The sequence below is a fragment of the Primorskyibacter aestuariivivens genome (assembly GCF_028023675.1).
Classification (GTDB): domain Bacteria; phylum Pseudomonadota; class Alphaproteobacteria; order Rhodobacterales; family Rhodobacteraceae; genus Marinovum; species Marinovum aestuariivivens.
In genome coordinates this window covers 16338-38517 of sequence record NZ_JAQIOZ010000020.1, presented here as the reverse complement: position 1 = coordinate 38517, position 22180 = coordinate 16338, and the positions used below count along the sequence as shown (strand labels likewise).

Here is a 22180-nt window from a genome sequence, read left to right as displayed (position 1 = left end):
AAATATCAGGTGCCCGCGCGCAGGATACCACGATTCGCGCTAAAATTGTTTAATGACGCGCATTACACGCGGAATTACGCCGCTTCCTCGGCCTGCTGCCGCCGCCACAGGCTGGCATAGCGTCCGTCGCGGGCCAGCAGGTCGGAATGCGTGCCGCGCTCGACAATCTCGCCGTCCTGCAACACCACGATCAGGTCCGCATCCGCCACGGTAGACAGCCGGTGCGCGATCATCAGCACCGTGCGCCCCTCGGCCGCGCGGGCCAGCGCGCCCTGAATTTCCTGTTCGGTTTCGGTGTCGAGCGCCGATGTCGCCTCGTCCAGAAGCAGGATCGGCGGGTTCTTGAGCAGGGTCCGCGCGATGCCCACGCGCTGTTTTTCACCGCCAGAGAGTTTCAGCCCGCGCTCGCCCACCATCGTGTCATAACCTTCGGGCAGCGAGGTGATGAAGTCATGGATCTGCGCCGATTTGGAGGCCTCAATGATCTCTTCCTCGCTCGCGCCTTCGCGACCATATTCGATATTGTAGCGGATCGTATCGTTGAACAGCACCGTGTCCTGCGGCACCACGCCCACCGCCTTGTGCAGGCTGTCCTGGGTGATGTCACGCACATCCTGCCCGTCAATGCTCAGCGACCCACCCGACACATCGTAGAACCGGAACAAGAGCCGCCCGATGGTGCTTTTGCCCGAACCCGAGGGGCCGACAATGGCCACGTTCTGCCCCGCACCTGCGGTCAGGCTGACGCCCTTGAGGATGGGCCGCGCCGGATCATAGCCAAAGGCCACATTGTCCAGCCGGACCTCGCCGCCGCGAATGTCGATGTCTTTTGCACCGGGCTTGTCCGTGACTTCTGCGGGTTGTTCCAAAAGGTCGAACATCTCGCCCATATCCACCAGCGCCTGGCGGATCTCGCGATAGACGGTGCCAAGGAAATTCAGCGGCATGGTGATCTGGATCATGTAGGCGTTGACCATGACGAAATCGCCCACGGTCAGTTCCCCGCGCTGCACGCCCATCGCCGCCATGACCATCACCGCGACCAGCCCGCCATTGATCAGAAGCGCCTGCCCGAAATTCAGGAAGGCCAAGGAATAAGAGGTCTTGAGCGCGGCTTGCTCATATCCCGCCATGGAGATGTCATAGCGCCGCGCCTCGCGCGCCTCGGCCCCGAAATACTTGACCGTTTCGAAATTGAGCAGGCTGTCGATGGCCTTTTGATTGGCATCGGTGTCCTGCTTGTTCATCTCGCGGCGCAGCTTCACCCGCCATTCGGTGACCTTGAAGGTGAACTGCACATAGGCCGCGATGGTCAGCACGATGACCGCCAGATACCAGACATCGAACCACAAAAAGAGCACCAGCGACGTCAGCATGAGTTCCAGCGCCAAAGGCCCCACCGAAAACAGCAGGAAGCGCAGAAGGAATTCCACGCCCTTGACGCCCCGTTCAATGATCCGGGACAGCCCGCCGGTCTTGCGCGTGATGTGGTAGCGCAGCGACAGGCGGTGAATATGGGTAAAGGTCTCGAGCGCCAGACGGCGCAGCGCCTGTTGCGCCACGGCGGCAAAAAGCGCGTCGCGCAACTGGTTGAAGCCGTTCATGAAAAGCCGCGCCATGCCATAGGCGACGGTCAGCCCGACCGCGCCCAAAAGCAGGTCGGACGCCTCGCCCGAGAGCGTGTCCACCGCGTATTTATACAGAAACGGCGTGAGCATCGTCACGACCTTGGCCAGCACCAGCGTCAGCATGGCCAGCACCACGCGCACACGCAGGTCGCGGCGCGTTTCGGGCCAGAGATAGGGGGCCACCCGACGAATGGTGCGCCATCCCGACCGGCGTTCTTCAGCCGCGATCTGCGCCGCATCGGGGGCCTGATTTGTTTGAGACGGATCGGGATTGGTCTGGGAACTGGTCATCTGACGGGCCTTGCTATGCGAGGCTCACATCTAGGCGCTTGGACCCGGAATGACCAGAGTGGCCGGGTCAGCCAGTTTGGCGCGCCGCGCAGCCAGTTTTATGTCTGGCTGCGCGGCGATTTCGGCCACTCGGTTCGGATCAGGCCGCTTGCGGTTTGCCGCGCCCTTGACCGGGTTTGCGGCGACGATTGGCAGGTTTGCCGCTACCGCCGGGTTTGCCAGCGAAACCGCCGCCCGGACGGCCGCGACCACGACCACGACCCTTGGGCTTGTTGCCGCCTTCGGGCGGGGTGATGTCCTCCCACGGGCGACCGGAGGCCACCGGGATGGAAAGCTTCATCACTTTCTGGATGGCTTTCAGCTCGCCCATTTCCTCGGGCGCGCAGAACGCAATCGCCGCGCCGTCACGGCCCGCGCGGGCGGTCCGACCAATGCGGTGCACGTAGTTGTCGGCCACATTGGGCAGGTCGAAATTGTAGACATGACGCACATCAGGGATGTCGATGCCACGCGCGGCCACATCGGTGGCCACCAGCACGCGCATGTCGCCCGCGCGGAACGCCGCCAGAGCACGGTCGCGCTGGCCCTGGCTTTTGTTGCCGTGGATCGAAGTTGCGGCAAAGCCCTGTCCCGCGAGCCCCTTCATCAGCTTTTCCGCGCCGTGTTTCGTGCGGCAGAACACCAGCGCCAGTTCATCGCGGTGCCCGTCGAGCAGTTCCGCCAGAAGCGTTGCCTTGTGCGATTTGGGGACGAAATGCACGGCCTGCGTGATCTTGTCGGCCACTTTGCCCGGAGGCGTGACCTCGATCCGCTGGGGATTGCGCAGGTAGGATTGCGCGATCTCGTTCATCTGTTTCGGCATGGTGGCCGAGAACAGCATGGTCTGGCGATCCGCCGGTACCATTTCCGAGATGCGGCGCAGCGCGTGGATAAAGCCAAGGTCCAGCATCTGGTCGGCCTCGTCCAGCACCAGAAAGGCGGTCTCCTCAAGCGTCAGCGCGCGGCGGTCCATCAGGTCGATGAGACGGCCGGGCGTGGCCACCAAAAGGTCGGTGCCGCGCGACAGGCGGTTGATCTGGGCGTTGATGGATTGGCCGCCGACGACCATGCCGGTCTTGATCGCTGTGCCTTCGGCCAGTGCGCGCATGGTCTCGGTGATCTGCTTGGCCAGCTCCCGTGTAGGGGCCAGAACAAGCGCGCGGATGGTCTTGGGCTCGGGCTTCTTGCCGTATTGCAGAAGCTGCGCCATGAGCGGCAGGCCAAAGGCCGCGGTCTTGCCGGTGCCGGTCTGGGCCAGGCCCATCACGTCGCGCCCGTCAAGCGCAACCGGGATGGCGCGGCTCTGGATCGGAGTGGGTTCAGTCAGGCCCATGGCGGCCAGGCGGGTCTGCAGATGTTTGGGCAGGCCCATCATGTCGAATTGAGTCAAAATATGTCCTTTCGCGCCGGGGCATTGGCCCAGACGCAGGTCGCCCCGTTTCTCGCGGAGCATCGTGGTGGGCCGCCGACCTTTCACGGAACCGAATGTCCCGCAATCGTCAGAAACCTTGGCCCCACGCGTGATTTTGGGAACAGTCGCGGTCCATATTGCGGGTGCGTCTGTGGCACCCTCTGCTCACGCGGCAGTGGACTTCGCTGTGGGGCATGTGCGCGCTTTGCGACATAAAGTCAAGTCCCGCTCCCCAGCTTGGTCTTTTCGTGGCCCGGCAAATCGCCTAGACCCGGAGCCGGAACGACCGGGGTCATGAAACGGGGCGAGTGGCGATCATGGGGCAGACCATTCTGGAGAGATGCGAGGCCAAGGGCCTGCGCATGACCGGCCAGCGCAAGGTGATTGCCGCCGTGATCGAGGACAGCGACGATCACCCGGATGTGGAAGAGCTTTATACCCGCGCCTCGGCGCGTGATGCGGATATTTCCATCGCCACGGTCTATCGCACGGTGAAGCTTTTTGAGGAGGCGGGCATTCTCGACAAGCTGGAGTTCGGCGACGGGCGCGCACGATACGAAGATGCCGAGCGCGACCATCACGACCACCTCATCGACATGCATTCCGGCGAGGTGATCGAATTCGTCGATCCTGAAATCGAAGCGTTACAGGAAAAGATCGCCGAAAAGCTGGGATACAAGCTTATCGGACATCGGCTGGAGCTTTACGGCGTGCCGATCCGCAAGTAAGGCCGCAAGGGAAGTTGGGGGCTCCGCCCCCGTCCCTTCGGGACTCCCCCGAGGTATTTTCAAACAGAAGAAGCACGGGATCCGTGCTGTGATCCGAGGTCGCGATGGAAAATCTGCGCGGTGCGCTTTTGATGGTGCTGGCCATGGCCGGGTTTGCGATCGAGGACATGTGCATCAAGTTGATGGCCGGGGCTCTGCCGGTGGGGCAGATCCTGATCCTTCTGGGGGCGGGTGGCGCGCTTGCCTTTGGCGGGGTCTGCATCGCGCAGCGGCGGCGGCTGTTTCCGCGCGCCATGCTGCGCGCGCCGCTTTTGCTGCGCAACGGGGCCGAGGTGATCGGCACGTTGGGATTTGTCACCGCCATCACCACCATCGATCTCTCGGTGGCCTCGGCCATCCTTCAGGCCACGCCGCTGGTGGTGACGCTGGGCGCGGCGCTGTTTCTGGGCGAGGTGGTGGGCTGGCGGCGCTGGTCGGCGATCCTTGTTGGATTTGCGGGCGTGCTTGTGATTATCCGGCCCGGGCTGGAGGGGTTTGTGCCTGCCTCGCTCTTTGCCGTGATCGGCATGCTGGGGCTGGCCCTGCGCGATCTGGCGACGCGCCGGGTCACCGCCGATATCACCTCGATGCAGGTGAGTTTTCAGGCTTTCCTGATGCTCATCCCGACGGGCGCCATCCTCATGGCGCTGGCAGGCGATGCCCCTGCCCCGGTGGATCTGCGGATCGGGATGATCCTTCTGGCCGCGATTTCGGTCGGGCTGGTGGCCTATTTCATGATCGTCACCGCGATGCGCATTGGCGAGGTGTCTTTTGTCACACCATTTCGCTATTCGCGGATGATCTTTGCGCTGGCCATTGGCATGGCAGTGTTTGGCGAGCGGCCCGACGCGGCAACATGGGCCGGGATGGGCATCATCATGGCCTCGGGGCTTTACACGCTTTGGCGTGAGCGCCACGTCCGACAGCGGCCATCCGCCGCATGAGTGTTTGCGCAACCATGTGGGCGGATAAACGTTAGCGCTAACAAAGACGGTTCCCTCCGTCAAAGCACTCTGCTATAGCGCGGCCAAATTCATCGTCTTGAGGGACAATACTCCATGACCACCATTATCGACATTTTCGCGCGCGAGATCCTCGACAGCCGTGGCAACCCGACCGTTGAGGTCGATGTGACGCTCGAAGACGGCACCGTGGGCCGCGCCGCCGTGCCTTCGGGAGCCTCGACCGGGGCCTATGAGGCCGTTGAACGCCGCGACGGCGACAAGAGCCGCTACATGGGCAAGGGCGTGCTGGAAGCCGTGGCCGCCGTGAATGGCGAGATTGCCGACGAGATCGTGGGCATGGACGCCACCGAACAGGTCGCCATCGACATGGCAATGTGTGAACTGGACGGCACCGACAACAAGGGCCGTCTGGGTGCAAACGCCATTCTTGGCGTGTCGCTGGCCGTGGCCAAGGCCGCCGCGGACGCCACCCAGCAGCCGCTGTTCCGCTATGTGGGCGGCACCTCGGCGCGCATCCTGCCGGTACCGATGATGAATATCATCAATGGTGGCGAACATGCCGACAACCCAATCGACATTCAGGAATTCATGATCATGCCGGTCAGCGCCACGAATATCCGTGAGGCGGTGCGCATGGGCGCGGAAGTGTTCCACACGCTGAAGAAAGAACTGTCGGCGGCGGGCCTGTCCACCGGAATCGGCGATGAGGGTGGCTTTGCGCCGAACATCGCCTCGACTCGGGAAGCGCTTGATTTCATTCTGAAATCCATCGAGAAGGCGGGTTACAAACCGGGTGAGGACATCTACCTGGCGCTCGATTGCGCGGCGACCGAGTACTACAAGGACGGCAAATATGAGCTGAAGGGCGAAGGCAAATCGCTGTCGTCGGAAGAAAACGCCGATTACCTTGCCGCGCTCTGTGACGATTACCCGATCATCTCGATCGAAGACGGCATGAGCGAGGATGACTGGGACGGCTGGGCGATCCTGACCGAGAAGCTGGGCGATAAGGTCCAGCTTGTCGGCGACGACCTGTTCGTGACCAACCCGGCGCGTCTGGCCGACGGGATTGCCAAGGGCGTGGCGAACTCCATGCTGGTAAAAGTCAACCAGATCGGCAGCTTGACGGAAACTCTTAAAGCGGTCGATATGGCCCATCGCGCGCGTTACACCAACGTCATGAGCCACCGCTCGGGCGAGACCGAGGATGCCACCATTGCCGATCTGGCCGTGGCCACCAATTGCGGACAGATCAAGACCGGGTCGCTGGCGCGTTCGGACCGGTTGGCCAAATACAACCAGCTGATCCGAATCGAAGAAATGCTGGGCGAGACGGCAGAATATGCCGGGCGCTCGATTCTGAAATAAGCGGTCGTGATCAAAGGGGGCACGAAACATAATTCGTGCCGCCCGGAAAAATCGATAAAGTCCTCCTGAACCGTTCAGGGGGACTTTTTCATGGGCGATCTGCGCATCATCACACCCGACACCGAGGCCGATATCGCGGCCGTGCGCACGCTGTGCTGGGAGTATCACGGCTTCCTCCGGGCGCTCTCGCCCTTTGATGCGGAGATCGTGGACATGTTTTACCCTGCGAAAAAATACGCCGCCCTCATGGAGCGGCTGGCCGAGGAACATGCGCCCCCCGACGGGTTCATGAGTCTCGCGCTCCGTGATGGGGAGCCTGTGGGCTGCGGTATGGTGCATCGCCTGTCCCCGGAAGATGCCGAGATCAAGCGGGTCTATGTCAATGAGGACGCGCGCGGCACCGGTGCAGGTTTTGCGCTCATGTCCGCGCTGATCGAGGGCTGCCGGGATCTGGGTTTTGCCCGCATCCTGATGGACACGTCCAAACCGCTGACCGCTGCGCAGCGGCTTTATACCACCATGGGATTTCGCCCGCGCGGCCCCTATCAGGAAGTGCCCCCCATTGCAGAGGGGCACTTGTTGTTCTTTGAGATGCGGCTTTAGCGGCAGGGTGCGGTGTAATAGGTGCCGTCACCATTGGAATAGGCGCAACGCCCGGTGGCCGTGTTCTGGGCCACGACCGTGCCTGCGGCGGCCCCGGCCAGAGCCGCGATGATGCGCCAGTTGTTGTCGGCTTTCAGTACCGAGGCTGCGATCAGACCGGCGGCGGCCCCGCCCGCCACACCGGCCACGGTGCGCTGTTCCGTGGTCAGCGTATCGCAGGCCGACAGCGTAAAACCGGCAAGCACGGCCGGGATCAAAAATCGAAATGTCATGTCTTCCTCCTGTGGTCGCATACGCGCCCAATGTGGGGCACTCGTTTCAACAGATAGGCACGGATCAGGGCGCAACATCCCCTTTGAGCAGGACGCCGGGATTCCAGCGCCTTCTTGCCGGGTCCCGGCGAAGTCTTGCTTATATACCAAAGAAATTGGCGCGCACCTATGGTCTTTCACGGGTTTGTGACCGGGGTTAAGGTGCCCCCATGACCGCAGACGAGATCATCGCCCACCTGAACCTCGCCCCGCATCCCGAGGGCGGGTATTTCCGCCAGACCTGGGTGGCGGATGGCAATGGGCGGCCTTGCGGCACCTGTATTTATTTCCTTCTGCCCGCGGGCGAGCGCAGCCATTGGCACCGGGTGGACGCCACGGAGATCTGGCATTTCTATGCCGGTGCGCCGTTGATCCTGTCCATGGCGGACACCGATGCCGGGCCGAAAACCGATCATATGCTGGGGCCGGACCTTGCCGCCGGCCAGTTGCCACAACGGATCGTGCCCGCGCATCACTGGCAAAGCGCGGTGAGCACCGGAGACTGGACTTTGGTGGGCTGCACGGTCAGCCCGGGGTTTCAATTCGAAGGGTTCGAACTGGCTTCGCCGGGGTTTGATATTCCCTGATCCCACACCCAACCATTCAGTGCAAAATTGCACAAGGCCTGTTTCAAATATTGGAATTACCGACACCACCGCACATCGGCATAAGCGGGTCAATGATCAAACTACAAGGATACGCATCATGACCCAAACGATTGCACCGCTCGTGGCCCGCGTTCTGCTGGCCGTTCTGTTCATCATGGCCGGGATCGGCAAGCTTGGAAATGTCGAAGGCTTTGCCGGTTTCATGGAATCGGGCGGCGTGCCCGGCTTTCTGGCCTGGCCGGTAATCGCGTTTGAAATCCTGGGCGGCGTCGCGCTGCTTGTGGGCTTTCAGACCCGGCTTGTGGCGCTGGCGCTTGGCGCGTTCTGTCTGGCCTCGGGCGTGCTCTATCACTTCGTGCCGGCCGACCAGATGCAAATGACCATGTTCATGAAGAACCTTGCGCTGACAGGGGGTTACATCGCCCTTGCCCTGACTGGCGCAGGCGCATGGTCGGTGGATGCCTGGACCGGATCGTCGGCCCGCGCAGCCACCGCATGAAAACAGCCCGCCGAGCGTTTCGGCGGGCCAACACGTCTCTGGGAAACCGGGGCCTCAGCCCCGGTTTTTCAATACATACTCCACAAGCATTTGGGTCGAGCCGTCCTTGCCTTCGGCGCTTTCCTCACCGGCGACAATCGGACCCAGCGCGGTGGCCAGTTCCTTGCCTAGTTCCACGCCCCATTGGTCATAGGAGTTGATGCCTAGGATCACGCCTTCGACAAAGACGCGATGCTCATAGAGCGCCACGATCTGGCCCAGAACCTCGGGCGTCAGTTTCGGGTAGATCAACGTGGTCGACGGACGATTGCCGGGGAAGACACGGTGGCGGGCCTGACGCTCCAGCTCCTCGCCTTCGAACTGGCCGCGCACTTTTTCACGCGCCTCGTCCGGCGTGCGGCCGCGCATCAGCGCCTCGGATTGGGCAAGGCAATTGGCGACCAGAAGTTCGTGATGATGTGCCAGGTCCGGTTCATGACCCTCGGCAGCCACGAGAAACTCGCAAGGGATCACGCGGGTGCCCTGATGGATCAACTGGTAGAACGCGTGCTGGCCATTGGTGCCCGGCTCGCCCCAGACCACGGGACCCGAATCATACGGCAAGTCCGCGCCGTGCATGGAGACGGATTTGCCGTTACTCTCCATCTCAAGCTGTTGCAGATAGGCAGGCAACCGGATCAGCCGGTTGTCATAAGGCAGCACCGCGCGCGTGGCATGGCCCAGCACCTGATTGTGCCAGATGCCGACCAGCGCCAACAGCACCGGCATGTTTTCGTGGAACTCCGCCGAACGGAAATGGCGGTCCATGGCTTGCGCGCCGCGCAGGAAGGCGCGGAACGCATCCGCACCGATGGCAATCATGATGGATAGCCCAATCGGCCCCCACATTGAGTAGCGCCCGCCAACCCAATCCTCGAAGCCGAAAACGCGGGAGGGATCGATACCAAACGCAGCGGTTTTCTCATCCGACGTGCTGAGCGCGGCAAACTGTGCCGCCGGGTCGCTGACGCGCTCGGACATCCAGGCCTTGGCCGTGCGCGCATTGGTCATGGTCTCGATCGTGGTGAACGTCTTGGAGGCGACAATCACCAGCGTCGTTTCCGGGTTCAGCCCGCGCAACGTGTCGGCAATATCCGCGCCGTCCACGTTCGAGACGAAATGCGTGCGTGGCCCGTCGGCATAGGGCGACAACGCGGCGCAGGCCATCACGGGGCCAAGATCGGAGCCGCCGATGCCGATATTGACCACATCGGTGATGGCACCGCCCTGCCCCGTGAACCGCCCGCTGCGCACATCCCCGGCAAACGCCTCCATCCGCGCCAGCGTGTCCATAACACCGGGCATGACATCCTCGCCATCGACCATCACAGGGCCGCCATCGAGGTTGCGCAGGGCGGTATGCAGCACGGCGCGGGTTTCGGTCTCGTTGATCTTGTCGCCCGCGAACATGGCGTCGCGGCGGGCGGCGACATTGCGCTCTCTGGCCAGCTTCAGGAGCATGTCGCGCGCAGTGTCATCAATGTTTGTTTTGGAGTAATCGAACAATAATTGATCGAATTCTGTGGAAAATTCCGCAGCGCGCGCGGGTTTTTCGAACAACTCTGTGATTTTCCGGTCGGTCACGCCCTTGGCATGTTCCTGCAAATCAGCCCACATTGGTGAACTCCTCAATTCTGAATAGTATCACGGTGCCCAATGCACCCGGGTCTCGGCCAGGACCGCCGAGACCGGCGCATCAATCGGCTTGAGTGTGCGGGCCTGTTCCAGCGCCGCTTTCTTGTCTTCGCCAAAGATGACGATGTGCTTGGACAGCGCCCCATCAAGCACCCGCGCGGTCAGGGTAATGCGCGGCTCTGGCGCGCCGGGGGCCCGCATGGGCATCAACACCGGCGCGTCCGCATCCAGCGCCTCGGCGAGCTTGTCCGCGCCCGGAAACAGCGACGCGGTGTGCATATCCGCACCCATGCCCAGCAGCAGGACCGAGATCGGCAGGCGCGGCACGATATTTGTTTCCAGATCGGCCAGGCGCTCCTCGGGTGTCTCACCGGGCATGTAAAGCGGGATATAGCGGGCCGCCGCCGCGCGATCCACCAGCAAGCGTTCGCGGATCAGCCGTGTGTTCGAGCGCGCGTGATCCTCCGGGACCCAACGCTCATCTGTCAGCATCACATCCACCCGCGACCAGTCGAGATCCGCAGCACAAAGATCGTCAAAGATCGGGCCCGGCGTGGTGCCGCCCGGCACGGCCATCAGCACGCGGTCTTCATGCTCCAGCGCTGCGGTCAGCTCGCCTGCGATCTGGTTGGCCAGGTCGATGGCCAACATCTCCTGATCGGCATATGTCACGAAATCCATCACTTGATCTCCCGCCACTTGCGCCCGTCCCGATGCATCAGCATCAGCGCATCCTCCGGGCCGCTCGACCCGCTGTCGTAGAGTTTAGGCACTTCCTTGCGCGCTTCCCAGCCCTCGATGATCGGATCGGTCCAGGCCCAGGCGGCCTCGACCTCGTCACCGCGCATGAACAGGGTCTGGTTGCCACGGATCACATCCATGATCAGCCGCTCATAGGCGTCCGGCACATCCTCGACATCGGGGCCCAAAGCCTCCTGAAAGGTCATGTCCAGCGGCACATCAATAAGGCGCATACCCCCCGGCCCCGGTTCCTTGATCGTGACACCAAGCTCCATGCCCTCTTTCGGTTGCAGGTGAATGACCAGCGTGTTGCGGTGCCGCCCCGCATCCTCGTCAAAGATCGAATGCGGTGTGTCCTTGAACACGATGGCGATCTCGCTCGCGCGGGCGCGCAGGCGCTTGCCGGTGCGCATGTAAAACGGCGTGCCTGCCCAGCGCCAATTGGAGATATGGCACTTCATGGCAATGTAGCTTTCGGTATGAGAGCGGGGGTTTTCGGCATGCTCACGATAGCCCGGCTGGGTATCGGTCTTGTCATATTGACCCCGGACGATGTGGTGGTAATCCACCGGTTCCAGCGCCCGGATCACCTTGAGTTTCTCGTCACGCACCGAATCCGGTTCGAACCGCGAGGGAGGCTCCATCGCGATCAGGCACAAAAGCTGCATCAGGTGGTTCTGCACCATATCCCGCATGGCACCCGATTTGTCATAATAGGCGCCGCGGCCACCGACGCCGACGGTCTCGGCCACGGTGATCTGGATATGGTCGATATACTGGCTGTTCCACAGCGGCTCGAACAGCATGTTGCCGAACCGCACGGCCATCAGGTTCTGAACCGTTTCCTTGCCCAGGTAGTGATCGATTCGGTAGATCTGGTCTTCGTGGAAATGCAGCGCCAGCGTTTCGTTGAGCGCGCGGGCCGAGGCCAGATCGCGGCCAAAGGGTTTCTCCACCACGATCCGGCTGTCGCGCAGGGCAAGCCCACGGGTGTGCAACCGTTCGGCGATATCCCCGAAAAGCGACGGTGCCACGGACAGGTAGAATGCTCGCACCGTACCCTCGCGCATCAGCGCCGACAGCTCGTTCCAGCCGCCATCGCCCTTGGCGTCCACCGCGACATAGGCCAGGCACTCAAGGAAACCGTTCAGCTCCGGGCAATCATCGGGCCGCTTGCTGTCGAACTCGTGGATGGCGTCGCGGACCAGCTCGCGAAACCCGGCATCGTCCATCTCGGAGCGCGCCGCGCCGATGATGCGGGCCTCCTTGGGCATCTGCCCCGAGCAGAAACGGCGAAACAGGCCGGGCAAGATCTTGCGGCGCGCCAGATCCCCGGTGCCGCCGAATATGACAAGGTCGAATGTCTCGACGGGAATGACACGCGATACCATAAGAAGCCCTCTTCAGGTTGTGTCGGCATGTGCACCGACTTGGCGTTGCCTCAGCGCATATACCTGTGCGCGCGCATATTCAAGTTAGCGCTAACAATTTTCATCCATACGGCGCGGATTACATCACCCGGGCAAATCTTAACACGCCAAAGCCGCTTCACAATGGCGTCAGCCATGTTGCCCGCCCATTGGCAAGCGCGGCACAGGTCTTTAACTCCGGAACTATATGTGCGGGGTAGCGACAAGTTCATGAAAGATCAGACTGTTACAGATGCCAATGCGGGCAGGTTCCGCGATCCGCTGAAAACCGCCAAGGGGGAGGACCGCGCGCGTGTGGCGCTGAGCAACCCGCAGACCTTGTGGTTCAACACCGGAACGCTGTGCAATATCGAATGCGCCAATTGTTACATCGAAAGCTCCCCCACGAATGACGCGCTGGTCTACCTGACCGAGGCAGAGGTGGTGTCCTATCTCGACCAGCTGGACGCCCGGAACTGGAATGTGCGCGAGATCGGGTTTACCGGCGGCGAGCCATTCATGAACCCCGAGATGATCGCAATGGCGCGCGCTGCGCTGGCACGGGGCTACGAGGTTCTGATCCTCACCAATGCCATGCGCCCGATGATGCGCAAGCGCGTGCGCGCCGGGCTGCAGGACTTGCAGGCCGAGTTTGGTGACAAGCTGACCCTGCGGATTTCGGTCGATCACTGGTCCCCCGAGATTCACGACGCCGAACGCGGCAAGGACGCCTTTGAACGCACGCTTGAGGGCATGCGCTGGCTGCGCGATGCCGGTATTCGCATGGCAGTGGCGGGGCGCATCGTCTGGGCCGAAAGCGAGGCGGCGGCGCGGGCTGGCTATGCTGAGCTTTTTGCCCGCGAAGGCTTTGACACTGACGCGCAGGACCCTGGCATGACGGTCCTGTTCCCCGAGATGGACATGTCCGTCGAAGTGCCGGAAATCACCACCGCCTGCTGGGGTATCCTTGGCAAATCGCCCCAGGATGTCATGTGCGCCTCTTCACGCATGGTGGTGAAACGCAAAAGGGCCGACAGCCCCACGGTCGTGGCCTGTACCCTGCTGCCCTATGAGCCCGAGTTCGATATGGGCGCGACGCTGAAAGAAGCCGAGCGCGACGTGGCGTTGAATCATCCCCACTGTGCGAAATTCTGCGTGTTGGGCGGGGCGAGTTGTTCAGCCTAGACAAGGGCTCCGCCCGTCTGATCCTCAAACCCTCCCCCGGAGGCTTTGCCGCCTTTGGCGGACCGGATCAAACTCCCCACTGTGCGAAATTCTGCGTGTTGGGCGGGGCGAGTTGTTCAGCGTGACCAAATGCCTTCCAAGGCATTTGCAAATCTGTTGGAACAGATTTGTCCGCTAGCGCCCCACCATCCACGTCCCATCCGGCCAGAAGGCGTGAAAGGCAAAGGCGAACATCACGTCATGGGGCACATCCCGCCCCTGCCCGTCCCGAACCCGGATCGTGCCCACCTCGCGCCCATCACCGATCCTGGCCGAATCCAGTGCCGAGGCCTGCCCCTTTTCCCATGTGAGGGTCACGCCCGCCTCGGAAATCTCCTGCGCCGCATCGAACCGGGACAGGGGCCAGGCCCGGTCCCCCACCCGCACCACGCGCATCAACGCCGGAATGCCATGGGGCGGCATTTCCCCGGAATAAAGGAACGGCCGGTGCGAGCTGTCATAGTTGCGATAGGGATTCTGCCCGTAACTGCGTGGCCAGTCCGGTTCCTCCATGACCAGCCCGTCTGGATTGCGCGCGGTGAACTGCGCCCAGCTTTCCATCCATGTGGGCAATTGTTTCAACTCGGTCCCAAGCAGATCACCCACGATGGCCTCGCCCATGGCCTGTTGCCACCAGCTTTCGGTCTCGCGGTCATACATGACCATGTCGGAATTGCGCAGCTTGCCCGAGACACCAAAGCTCAGCACACCATGCTCCGTGCGCCGGTCAAAGGTGAGGCCGGAATTGCACAGCGGGCAAAAGGTCACCGCAACGGGCACGCCGCCCACCTCATCATTCACGATCTCATGCCAGGTGAGGTAGCGGATCGGATAGGCGCGCGGGGTGGCCCCCTCAATGTCGACCGTGATCACTGGTTCGCGGTCATCGATGCGGGTTTCCTCCGCCACCGGTTTGAACGCGGGGTCATCCAGCGCCGGGATGCCATCCTTGGGCGGGCCCCCGGACAGGATCTCGACCCAATTCTCCACGCTGGTTTTCCCGAAATTCGTGTTCGGCCATTCCCGCGCCCAGAATTCCGGGCTGGCGCTGGCAAGACTCCCGGAACATGTCACGGCAAAGGCGAAAATGATCGGTCTGAGAAACATGGGCGCTCACTCCTTGGGGTGATCCAAGCCTGCGCGATCCGCCGCCCTCTGCATAGTCCACCCCACGCGGGTTTGATCGCCCGTGCCCCGATAAATTATCCAAGTCTGTCCTACCGAAGCTTCGGCCAACTTCAAAACAAGACAGGCTAAGGCTGAAAAGAATGAAAAATCCCCCCGCGCCTTGCATCTGCATCACCTGTGCTGACAGGGCCGGTGCCGTTTGATCACAGCCCCTTCCAAAAGTTCTTGCGGTATTCCGACTCGGTCACCACCTCGCCGGATTGCCGGGCAATTTCCCGATCCCGCGCAGGAAGGTTTTCCTGCAGGTAATCTACGCGTTTCCATTCGGGAACGGGAGGCTCCTTGCCTTCCACCGGGACGAATTCGGAACTTTCAACGCGTCGGTATTTGTGAATATAGCGGGGACAGTTTGTAAAGATGCTCTCAAGCTCGATCCGCACGATCATCAAGGCGCCGGCACAATCCGCCTTCAGCGGATCGTCCGCCGACAGGACCGCCCGGCCATGGAGCCTCAACCGGCGCGGGCGTTCGAAATCGATAAAAAGCATTCCGACTTTCGGCATATTCTCGATGTTCCCCATGGAATAGAACATCCCGTTCCCATCATAGACGGGAAAGGCGATCGTCTTGTCGTCGAGTATCGACACGAACCCCGGATGTCCGCCCTTGTAGGACACCGTTGGAAAGCCATTGTGGTCGACGGTTGACAGGAAAAAGAAATCGCTGGCGGTAATGAAGCGCTTGTCCATCTTGGCCAGTTCGGATCGCATGACGTTGTCATGCAGCGCGTCGGCCAGCCGTCGCGTGTCAAACCGGTCCTGTAACGATCTGTGCGCATCGGAGTAAAATTCTGCCATCCGTCATCTCCTGAGTCGCCCGGACAAGGATAACAGAGGTGCCAGCCACCACCAAACACGCCGAACCGGGAGGCACGCAGCTCCGCGCCAAACTCAGCGGTCCAAGCATTCGGCAAAGCAGAGTCTGCCAAGTCATCATCTTATGTATCTACGCTCCGACAGCGGGCCGAAAGAACAGCGGAAAGTCTGCCAAAGGATACGCAAGCGGTCTCCGCGCCCCGGAAAGCTCCAGGGACGCGGCAACAGCTTTAGTCCGTCACGGTAACCGACACCATGCGGTCCGGCTCGCCCAGAACAGCGCCGTTGCGCCCGGCCCCGCGCTTGATCGCGTCAACCACCTCCATGCCCTCGGTCACGCGGCCCACAACGGTATATTGCCCGTTCAGATGTGGCGCAGGGGCGAACATGATGAAGAACTGCGAATTGCCGGAGTTCGGGCTCTGGCTGCGCGCCATGCCCACGACGCCGCGGTCAAAGCTCTCCGAGGAAAACTCCGCCGCAAGATCATCGCGCTCGGATCCGCCGAGACCCGCCCGCTCCATCGAGAATGCCTCATCCGTCATGTCGCCGAACTGCACATCACCGGTCTGCGCCATGAAGCCGTCGATCACGCGGTGGAACACCACGTTGTCATAGGCCCCCTCGCCCGCCAGCGCGGTGATCTGTTCCACATGGCCCGGGGCCACATCTTCGAGCAGGTCGATGGTGATGGTCCCATTGGCCTCGCCCGCCACCTCGATCTGAAGGCCGGTCGCGAATGCGGGACCGGCCAACAGGGTCAATGCCAGCGCCAGCTTACGCATCGGCGGCCACCTTGACGGAAATCATGCGATCAGGGTTCGCAGGCGGCTCGCCCCGGGTGATGGCGTCCACATGTTCCATACCGGAAATCACACGGCCATAGACGGTGTATTGCCCGTTCAGGAAATGATTGTCCTTGAAGTTGATGAAGAACTGCGAATTGGCCGAATTGGGCGCCTGCGAGCGCGCCGCGCCCAGCGTGCCGCGGTCATGGGGCAGCTTGGAGAACTCCGCAGGCAGGTTCGGCAGGGACGAACCGCCGGTGCCTGCCATGCGGATGTTGAACCCGTCTTCCATATCGCCATGCTGCACATCGCCGGTCTGGGCCATGAAGCCGTCGATCACCCGGTGAAAAGCCACGTTGTCATATTCACCGGCGCGGGCCAGTTCCTTCATGCGCTTGGTGTGCTCGGGGGCCACGTCGGGCAGCAACTCAATGGTGACGGTGCCGTCCTTGAGTTCCATCAGGATGGTGTTTTCGGGGTCTTTGATCTCGGCCATTTGGCGCTCCTGTCGGTTTGATTGCCCAGATACCTAATGGGCCGGACAGGCGCGGGCAAGGCCAGTTGACCAATGCGTGCTTTGGGGTCAAACACGGGGCCAAATCCGATTACAATCACAGGAGCCGCGACATGGGCTGGAATTCTCTCGACGATATGGACCTTTCGGGCAAGATCGTGCTGACCCGCGTGGACATCAACGTTCCGGTCAAGGATGGCGTCGTCACCGATGATACCCGCATCCAGCGTATCCTGCCCACCATTCGCGATATCCTGTCCGCCGGGGGCAAGCCGGTGCTGCTGGCGCATTTCGGACGTCCCAAGGGCCAGGTCGTGCCGGAGATGTCGCTGCGCCAGGTGCTGCCCGCGCTGGAGGCGGCGCTGGGCCGCGAGGTGACCTTTGTCGAGACCCCGTCGCGCGATGCGCTTGATGCCCTGCCCGCCGACGCGGTTGTACTGGTGGAAAACACCCGCTTCACCGCGATGGAAGAGGCCAATGACCCGCAAATGGCCGGGTTCCTCGCCTCGCTGGGCGATATCTATTGCAATGACGCGTTTTCCGCCGCGCATCGCGCGCATGCCTCGACCGAAGGCGTGGCGAAACTGCTGCCCAATTGCGCGGGCCGGTTGATGCAGGCGGAGCTTTCGGCACTTGAGGCCGCTCTGGGCAATCCCGAACGCCCCGTGGTGGCCGTAGTGGGCGGTGCGAAAGTGTCGACCAAGCTGGACCTCCTGGGCAATCTGGTGAGCAAGGTCGATCATCTGGTGATTGGCGGCGGCATGGCCAACACGTTTCTGGCGGCGCAGGGCATCGACGTGGGCAAATCGCTGGCCGAACATGACATGACCGGCACCGCGCTGGAGATCATGGAGAAGGCCAAAGTGGCGGGCTGCGAGATCATCCTGCCGGTGGATGTGGTTGTCGCGCGGGAATTCAAGGCAGGCGCCGAGAATGAGGTCGTGGCCGCCGATGCCTGCCCGGCGGATGCGATGATCCTAGATGCGGGACCGGAGACCGTGGCCAAGGTGGCCAGTGTGCTGGAAACCGCCAAAACGCTGATCTGGAACGGACCGATGGGCGCGTTTGAAATCGAGCCGTTTGATGCGGCCACCAATGCGGCGGCGAAACAGGCGGCAGAGCTGTCCAAGGCGGGCAAGCTGATCTCTGTGGCGGGCGGCGGCGACACGGTGGCCGCGCTGAACAAGGCCGGTGCGGCGGAGGATTTCACCTATATCTCCACCGCGGGCGGGGCGTTCCTTGAATGGATGGAAGGCAAGACGCTGCCGGGCGTGGCGGCGCTGGGGTGAGGTGCGGGGCAAAGGGTGTTTGATTTGCGGGACAAGCTACCTTTCGCAACGTCAGCCCCTGGGGTGGCGATCCAACGGGCGATTCAAAGCACTTTATGCCTGCCAAATACTGCATCAGAATAAGGCTCGCGCGATCATCAACCAAATCGCCAGCCCTTGGGAGGGGCTGGCCCACTCTCGGCAGAATTGGCCATGCCAATTCGCCTGCCGGGCAATGGATGGCCGGGCCGCTTCGCGGCTGTTAACCGGCCCGGCGCTCCGAACGAGCGTCGCGAATGGTCCCAAATTTGCCATTCGCCTCGCGCTCGGCACACACAACACCAAGCCAATCCCGCACGGTTAGCGCCACCAGAATTGCGCCGCTGCCGACACTGGCCTAAACACCTGCCAACGATACTCTTTCAAACAGGATTCCCCATGACCAACCCGGAAATGGCCAAACAGGCCGCTGAAAAAGACGGCTTCATCGCGGCGCTGGACCAATCGGGCGGCTCCACCCCCAAGGCGCTCAAGCTGTATGGCATCGAGGAAGACGCCTATTCGAATGACGAAGAGATGTTCGGCCTGATCCACGAGATGCGCGCGCGGATCATCAAATCGCCCGCCTTTACCGGTGACAAGGTGATGGGCGCGATCCTGTTCGAGCGGACAATGGATGGCGAGATCGACGGCACACCCACCGCTGAATACCTCTGGAACGAACGCCGCGTGGTGCCGTTCCTCAAGGTCGACAAGGGGTTGGCAGAGCCAACCGATGGCGTGAAACTGATGAAACCAATGCCCGATCTCGACGCGCTTTGCGCCCGCGCCGTGTCCAAGGGCGTGTTCGGCACCAAGATGCGCTCGGTCATCGACGCGGCCAACCCGGCGGGCATCGCCGCCAATGTGGCGCAGCAGTTCGAGGTCGGTCGCCAGATCCTGTCCCACGGGCTGATGCCGATCATCGAACCGGAAGTCACCATCACGATTGAGGACAAGGCCGAGGCCGAGGACATCCTTCTGGAGGAAATCACCAAGCAGCTCGACACCCTGCCCGAGGGTCAGCAGATCATGCTGAAACTGTCGCTGCCCAGCAAGGCGAACCAGTATAAATCACTGGTCGATCACCCCAAGGTGATGCGCGTTGTGGCGCTTTCGGGCGGCTATTCGCGCGACGAGGCCAACGCCAAGCTGGCCGAAAACACCGGCATGATCGCCAGCTTCTCGCGCGCGACCACCGAAGGGCTGTCGGCGCAGCAAAGCGACGAGGAGTTCAACGCCACGCTCGCCGCCACGATCGACAGCATCTACGAGGCGTCGAAAGCGGGCTGAACATCTTTGCCGACATAGTTTGAGGGCGGTCTCACGGGATCGCCCTTTTTTGTTTTCGAGGCGGGCCTTACCCGCGCCAACCCACTGGGAGGGGGGCCTTTGGCTCCTCAGCCGTCCTCGGTCACCAGCTCGCCCGCAAAGGCGGTGCGCAGGCTTGCCGCGCATGCCGCGTGGAAATGTTCGAACGCGGCCTGCCGCCCTGCCCCTTCGCGCCAGGCCAACCCGACCGAGCGCCACGGGCCACGGCTCCTGAACGGCAGAAGACGCACATCCGCATCCGCACCGCGCACCTCGGACCGGGTGTAAAGACGCGGCAAGAGCGCCGCGCCCATGTTCATCGCCGCCATCTGGCGCAGCGCGTCGAGACTGGTGCCTTCGTAGTCGCGGCGCAGCACCGCGCCGGTTTCCTCGCAGAGCCGCGCGGTCTGAGCGTGCAGGGCATAATCAGGGCTGAGCGACAGGATGTCGTGGCCCTTGAGGTCCGCAGCGGTGATCTCGGCCTTTGCTGCCAGCGGGTGATCACGCGATACCGCCAGCAGCAGCGGTTCGCGAAACAACCGCCGCACGCGCACCAGGTCGCCGCCCGCGGGCAGTTGCGTGAGCACCAGATCAAAAGTCCCGTCCTGCAGGCCCGCAAACAGCGCCGCTGGCGGCGCGTCGCGCAGCACCAGCCGCAGATCGGGGAAATCACGATGCAGGTCGCGCAGCACCGAGGGCAGGAAATAGGGCCCGATGGTCGGGGTCGACCCCAGCCGCAGCGTCCCGCTGAGCCCGCGCTGCAACTCGGCAGACAGATCGCCAAGCGCCGCGACCTCGTCAAGGATCCGGCGCGCGCGCAGCGCCACCTCGCGGCCCGGCGGCGTCAGGAGCACGCCGCCCCGCCCCCGCTCGAACAGCCGCAGCCCCAGGACGTCTTCCAGCGTCGCGATCTGTTGACTGAGAGACGGCTGGGCAATGCCCAAAGCCGCCGCCGCACGCCGGTATTGTCCTGTCTCGGCCAAAGTCACGAGATAGCGCAACTGGCGCAAAGTGGGTTCGGGATGAGCAGACATGAATAGGTTTTTCCTATCGAAACTTCAGTTTGCTTTGTCTTTTATCTGCGCCCACCGCCGCCATTTTCAATGCTGTAAACATCAAACCCAAGACAGGAGACCGCTTCATGCCCAAGACACCGTCCTCGACCGCGTCGCTCGCCGCCCGGATCACAGCGCTGCGTCAACGTCATTCGGAGCTGGACACGCGGATTGGCAAGGAATTGTCCCGCCCCGCGCCGGACAGCGCCACGCTGGGCCGTCTCAAGCGGCACAAGCTGATGATCAAGGACGAGATGGCGCGCTATGAGGGAATCTTGCGCGCGCTGGGACAACGGCTTTCGGGCCACCGCTCGCATGGGGAGACCGCATAACATGTATGGATTATTCATCCTTGAGGGCAGCAAGCCCTTTGTCAGCCGCGACTTTTCCGAACTTCACGAGGCACTCACCGAAGACGTGGACCCCGTCTTTGCCGAATTTGAGGGCAAACTGAAACGCGAGGTGCCGGTGATGACGCTGGCACATATGCCCCTTGAAGAGGGTCAGAGCGGAGACCGGTGTCACAAAGAAAAAATGGGCCCGTACTGTGCAACGGACCACATGTTGCGAAATCGTGACATACCACGAGACGGCCCCGTATGAGCTCCGTATGAGTCGTCCACGACCAGCGGCGGCCCGTGAGCAACCGGCAAACACCGGCTCCATGGCAGACGCCGAGGAACGCTGCAGCAACGCGGCGCTTTAAGCTTATCCGGGGTTGCGCGCCGTGATCACCCAGGATGATGTCGGCACCCATATCCCGACATCATCGCGTTCCTGGCTTTCGAAAAAGGCTTTCATATCGGCAACGATCCCGGGACGCTTTTCCTCGGCCAGATCACCAGCCTCGCGATAGACTTCGCCTGCCGGTCCAATCGCCAGCGCAAACTCGATACATTCGTCCGGCGTGGTGCCAACCATGATCTTCTCATCCACGCGCGTGAACGTCGTATCCTCGTAGCCTGCGCTTTTCATCATGGAGCCCACGATCTCGGGATTGCCCATGGAAAACGGGCCAGGACCGCAGGTATCAGCATCCGCCCCCGGCTCCGGCAGGTGCCTGAGCGCAATATCCTTGGCCGCCTGCCATGCTGGGTTATCCTCGCGACGGCGCCAGACGATATGGGTCATCTGACCGCCCGGTTTCAACGCAAGGCGCATGCGCCGCAGCGCGGCCACGGGGTTTGCAAAAAACATGGTCCCGAAACGGGACACGACATAATCAAATGCATTTTCGGGCAAGGCAATCTCGGCATCGCCCCGCTCAAACGTGACATTCGTCAGACCTGCAGCGTGTGCATCCTTGCGGGCCTCCTCAAGGAAAGCATCTACACAATCCATGCCCAGCACACGGCCATCGGGGCCGACAATCTCGGCCACCTGTATCGACAAATCGCCCCAGCCACATCCGACATCGAGAACCGACATCCCCGTTTCAAGCGGAAGTTCCGGGATCACTGCCGCCGAATGGCGCGACAGCCCGCCCTGCAGGATATGGCGATATTTGGTAAATTTCGGTCCAAGTACCTCGTTCCAGAAACGCACGAACTCTGTATCGGTCGACTCGTCCAGTGACATAGCTATCCCTCCGATAAAATTCGGAGAATAGCACATCTGCGGCCCCGATCCCAAATCGCGCGCATTCCAAGCCTTGTGACGGCCAC

At 62.0% G+C, this 22180-nt stretch carries 23 protein-coding genes; 11 read left to right on the top strand and 12 right to left on the bottom strand.

Features of this window, described 5'->3' with window-relative positions:
* Nucleotides 1-74: 74 nt before the first annotated feature.
* Entirely contained in the window at nucleotides 75-1919 is a 1845-nt protein-coding gene (locus PGB28_RS17825) for an ABCB family ABC transporter ATP-binding protein/permease (RefSeq protein WP_271422887.1), read from the bottom strand.
* A gap of 139 nt (nucleotides 1920-2058) precedes the next feature.
* Entirely contained in the window at nucleotides 2059-3348 is a 1290-nt protein-coding gene (locus PGB28_RS17820; RefSeq protein WP_271422886.1) for a DEAD/DEAH box helicase, read from the bottom strand.
* A 338-nt stretch (nucleotides 3349-3686) separates the two neighbouring features.
* Between PGB28_RS17820 and PGB28_RS17815 the strand changes: the two genes are divergently transcribed.
* The 4 genes from PGB28_RS17815 to PGB28_RS17800 all read left to right on the top strand — a co-directional run bounded on the left by PGB28_RS17815 (nucleotide 3687) and on the right by PGB28_RS17800 (nucleotide 7072).
* A complete protein-coding gene (locus PGB28_RS17815) occupies nucleotides 3687-4097 on the top strand; it encodes a Fur family transcriptional regulator (RefSeq protein WP_271422885.1) in 411 nt (136 codons plus the stop codon).
* 104 nt (nucleotides 4098-4201) lie between these two features.
* Complete coding sequence (locus PGB28_RS17810; RefSeq protein WP_271422884.1) at nucleotides 4202-5080, top strand: DMT family transporter; 879 nt, start codon at nucleotides 4202-4204, stop codon at nucleotides 5078-5080.
* A gap of 114 nt (nucleotides 5081-5194) precedes the next feature.
* Complete coding sequence (eno, locus tag PGB28_RS17805) at nucleotides 5195-6469, top strand: phosphopyruvate hydratase (protein ID WP_271422883.1); 1275 nt, start codon at nucleotides 5195-5197, stop codon at nucleotides 6467-6469.
* A 90-nt stretch (nucleotides 6470-6559) separates the two neighbouring features.
* The gene (locus tag PGB28_RS17800) at nucleotides 6560-7072 is read left to right on the top strand and encodes a GNAT family N-acetyltransferase (RefSeq protein WP_271422882.1); all 513 of its coding nucleotides are present in this window, start codon (nucleotides 6560-6562) and stop codon (nucleotides 7070-7072) included.
* Here the strand turns inward: PGB28_RS17800 and PGB28_RS17795 are convergent.
* The gene (locus PGB28_RS17795) at nucleotides 7069-7344 is read right to left on the bottom strand and encodes a glycine zipper 2TM domain-containing protein (RefSeq protein ID WP_271422881.1); all 276 of its coding nucleotides are present in this window, start codon (nucleotides 7342-7344) and stop codon (nucleotides 7069-7071) included. The genes PGB28_RS17800 and PGB28_RS17795 overlap by 4 nt on opposite strands.
* Before the next feature lie 209 nt (nucleotides 7345-7553).
* Here PGB28_RS17795 and PGB28_RS17790 point away from each other — a divergent pair, with 209 nt between their 5' ends.
* On the top strand, nucleotides 7554-7970 hold the full coding sequence (locus PGB28_RS17790) for a cupin domain-containing protein (RefSeq protein WP_271422880.1): 417 nt from the start codon (nucleotides 7554-7556) through the stop codon (nucleotides 7968-7970).
* A gap of 118 nt (nucleotides 7971-8088) precedes the next feature.
* Nucleotides 8089-8490: a DoxX family protein gene (locus PGB28_RS17785; RefSeq protein ID WP_271422879.1), complete on the top strand. Its 402-nt coding sequence runs from the start codon at nucleotides 8089-8091 to the stop codon at nucleotides 8488-8490.
* A gap of 54 nt (nucleotides 8491-8544) precedes the next feature.
* Here the strand turns inward: PGB28_RS17785 and pgi are convergent, their stop codons facing one another.
* Genes pgi through zwf form a run of 3 tightly spaced genes read right to left on the bottom strand, consistent with a single transcriptional unit; the run spans nucleotide 8545 to nucleotide 12296 of the window.
* Complete coding sequence (pgi, locus tag PGB28_RS17780; RefSeq protein ID WP_271422878.1) at nucleotides 8545-10161, bottom strand: glucose-6-phosphate isomerase; 1617 nt, start codon at nucleotides 10159-10161, stop codon at nucleotides 8545-8547.
* Nucleotides 10162-10173: 12 nt separating this feature from the next.
* Nucleotides 10174-10845 carry a 6-phosphogluconolactonase gene (gene pgl / locus PGB28_RS17775; protein WP_271422877.1) on the bottom strand — a complete coding sequence of 224 codons (672 nt, stop codon included), beginning with the start codon at nucleotides 10843-10845 and terminating at the stop codon, nucleotides 10174-10176.
* A complete protein-coding gene (gene zwf / locus PGB28_RS17770; protein WP_271422876.1) occupies nucleotides 10845-12296 on the bottom strand; it encodes a glucose-6-phosphate dehydrogenase in 1452 nt (483 codons plus the stop codon). The genes pgl and zwf overlap by 1 nt, the downstream gene beginning before the upstream one ends.
* Before the next feature lie 249 nt (nucleotides 12297-12545).
* Between zwf and PGB28_RS17765 the strand changes: the two genes are divergently transcribed.
* Nucleotides 12546-13499 carry a radical SAM protein gene (locus PGB28_RS17765; protein WP_271422875.1) on the top strand — a complete coding sequence of 318 codons (954 nt, stop codon included), beginning with the start codon at nucleotides 12546-12548 and terminating at the stop codon, nucleotides 13497-13499.
* A 174-nt stretch (nucleotides 13500-13673) separates the two neighbouring features.
* Here PGB28_RS17765 and PGB28_RS17760 read toward each other — a convergent pair whose 3' ends face one another.
* The 4 genes from PGB28_RS17760 to PGB28_RS17745 form a co-directional block, all read right to left on the bottom strand.
* Nucleotides 13674-14645, bottom strand: a complete 972-nt coding sequence (locus tag PGB28_RS17760; protein ID WP_271422874.1) for a DUF3179 domain-containing protein — start codon at nucleotides 14643-14645, stop codon at nucleotides 13674-13676.
* Between the two features lie 224 nt (nucleotides 14646-14869).
* Complete coding sequence (locus tag PGB28_RS17755) at nucleotides 14870-15523, bottom strand: pyridoxamine 5'-phosphate oxidase family protein (protein WP_271422873.1); 654 nt, start codon at nucleotides 15521-15523, stop codon at nucleotides 14870-14872.
* Between the two features lie 248 nt (nucleotides 15524-15771).
* The gene (locus PGB28_RS17750; protein WP_271422872.1) at nucleotides 15772-16326 is read right to left on the bottom strand and encodes a peptidylprolyl isomerase; all 555 of its coding nucleotides are present in this window, start codon (nucleotides 16324-16326) and stop codon (nucleotides 15772-15774) included.
* Nucleotides 16319-16825 carry a peptidylprolyl isomerase gene (locus PGB28_RS17745; RefSeq protein ID WP_271422871.1) on the bottom strand — a complete coding sequence of 169 codons (507 nt, stop codon included), beginning with the start codon at nucleotides 16823-16825 and terminating at the stop codon, nucleotides 16319-16321. Before PGB28_RS17745 ends, PGB28_RS17750 begins: the two co-directional genes overlap by 8 nt.
* 131 nt (nucleotides 16826-16956) lie before the next feature.
* Between PGB28_RS17745 and PGB28_RS17740 the strand changes: the two genes are divergently transcribed.
* Both PGB28_RS17740 and PGB28_RS17735 read left to right on the top strand, forming a co-directional pair.
* A complete protein-coding gene (locus tag PGB28_RS17740) occupies nucleotides 16957-18132 on the top strand; it encodes a phosphoglycerate kinase (protein ID WP_271422870.1) in 1176 nt (391 codons plus the stop codon).
* Nucleotides 18133-18549: 417 nt separating this feature from the next.
* Nucleotides 18550-19443, top strand: coding sequence for a fructose bisphosphate aldolase (locus PGB28_RS17735; protein WP_271422869.1), 894 nt, complete (start codon nucleotides 18550-18552; stop codon nucleotides 19441-19443).
* A gap of 107 nt (nucleotides 19444-19550) precedes the next feature.
* Here the strand turns inward: PGB28_RS17735 and PGB28_RS17730 are convergent, their stop codons facing one another.
* A complete protein-coding gene (locus PGB28_RS17730) occupies nucleotides 19551-20495 on the bottom strand; it encodes a hydrogen peroxide-inducible genes activator (RefSeq protein WP_271422868.1) in 945 nt (314 codons plus the stop codon).
* A 107-nt stretch (nucleotides 20496-20602) separates the two neighbouring features.
* Between PGB28_RS17730 and PGB28_RS17725 the strand changes: the two genes are divergently transcribed.
* Nucleotides 20603-20848: a YdcH family protein gene (locus PGB28_RS17725; RefSeq protein ID WP_271422867.1), complete on the top strand. Its 246-nt coding sequence runs from the start codon at nucleotides 20603-20605 to the stop codon at nucleotides 20846-20848.
* 1 nt (nucleotide 20849) lies between these two features.
* Nucleotides 20850-21119, top strand: coding sequence for a hypothetical protein (locus tag PGB28_RS17720; RefSeq protein WP_271422866.1), 270 nt, complete (start codon nucleotides 20850-20852; stop codon nucleotides 21117-21119).
* 105 nt (nucleotides 21120-21224) lie between these two features.
* Here the strand turns inward: PGB28_RS17720 and PGB28_RS17715 are convergent, their stop codons facing one another.
* Entirely contained in the window at nucleotides 21225-22094 is an 870-nt protein-coding gene (locus PGB28_RS17715; protein ID WP_271422865.1) for a class I SAM-dependent methyltransferase, read from the bottom strand.
* Nucleotides 22095-22180 lie beyond the last annotated feature (86 nt).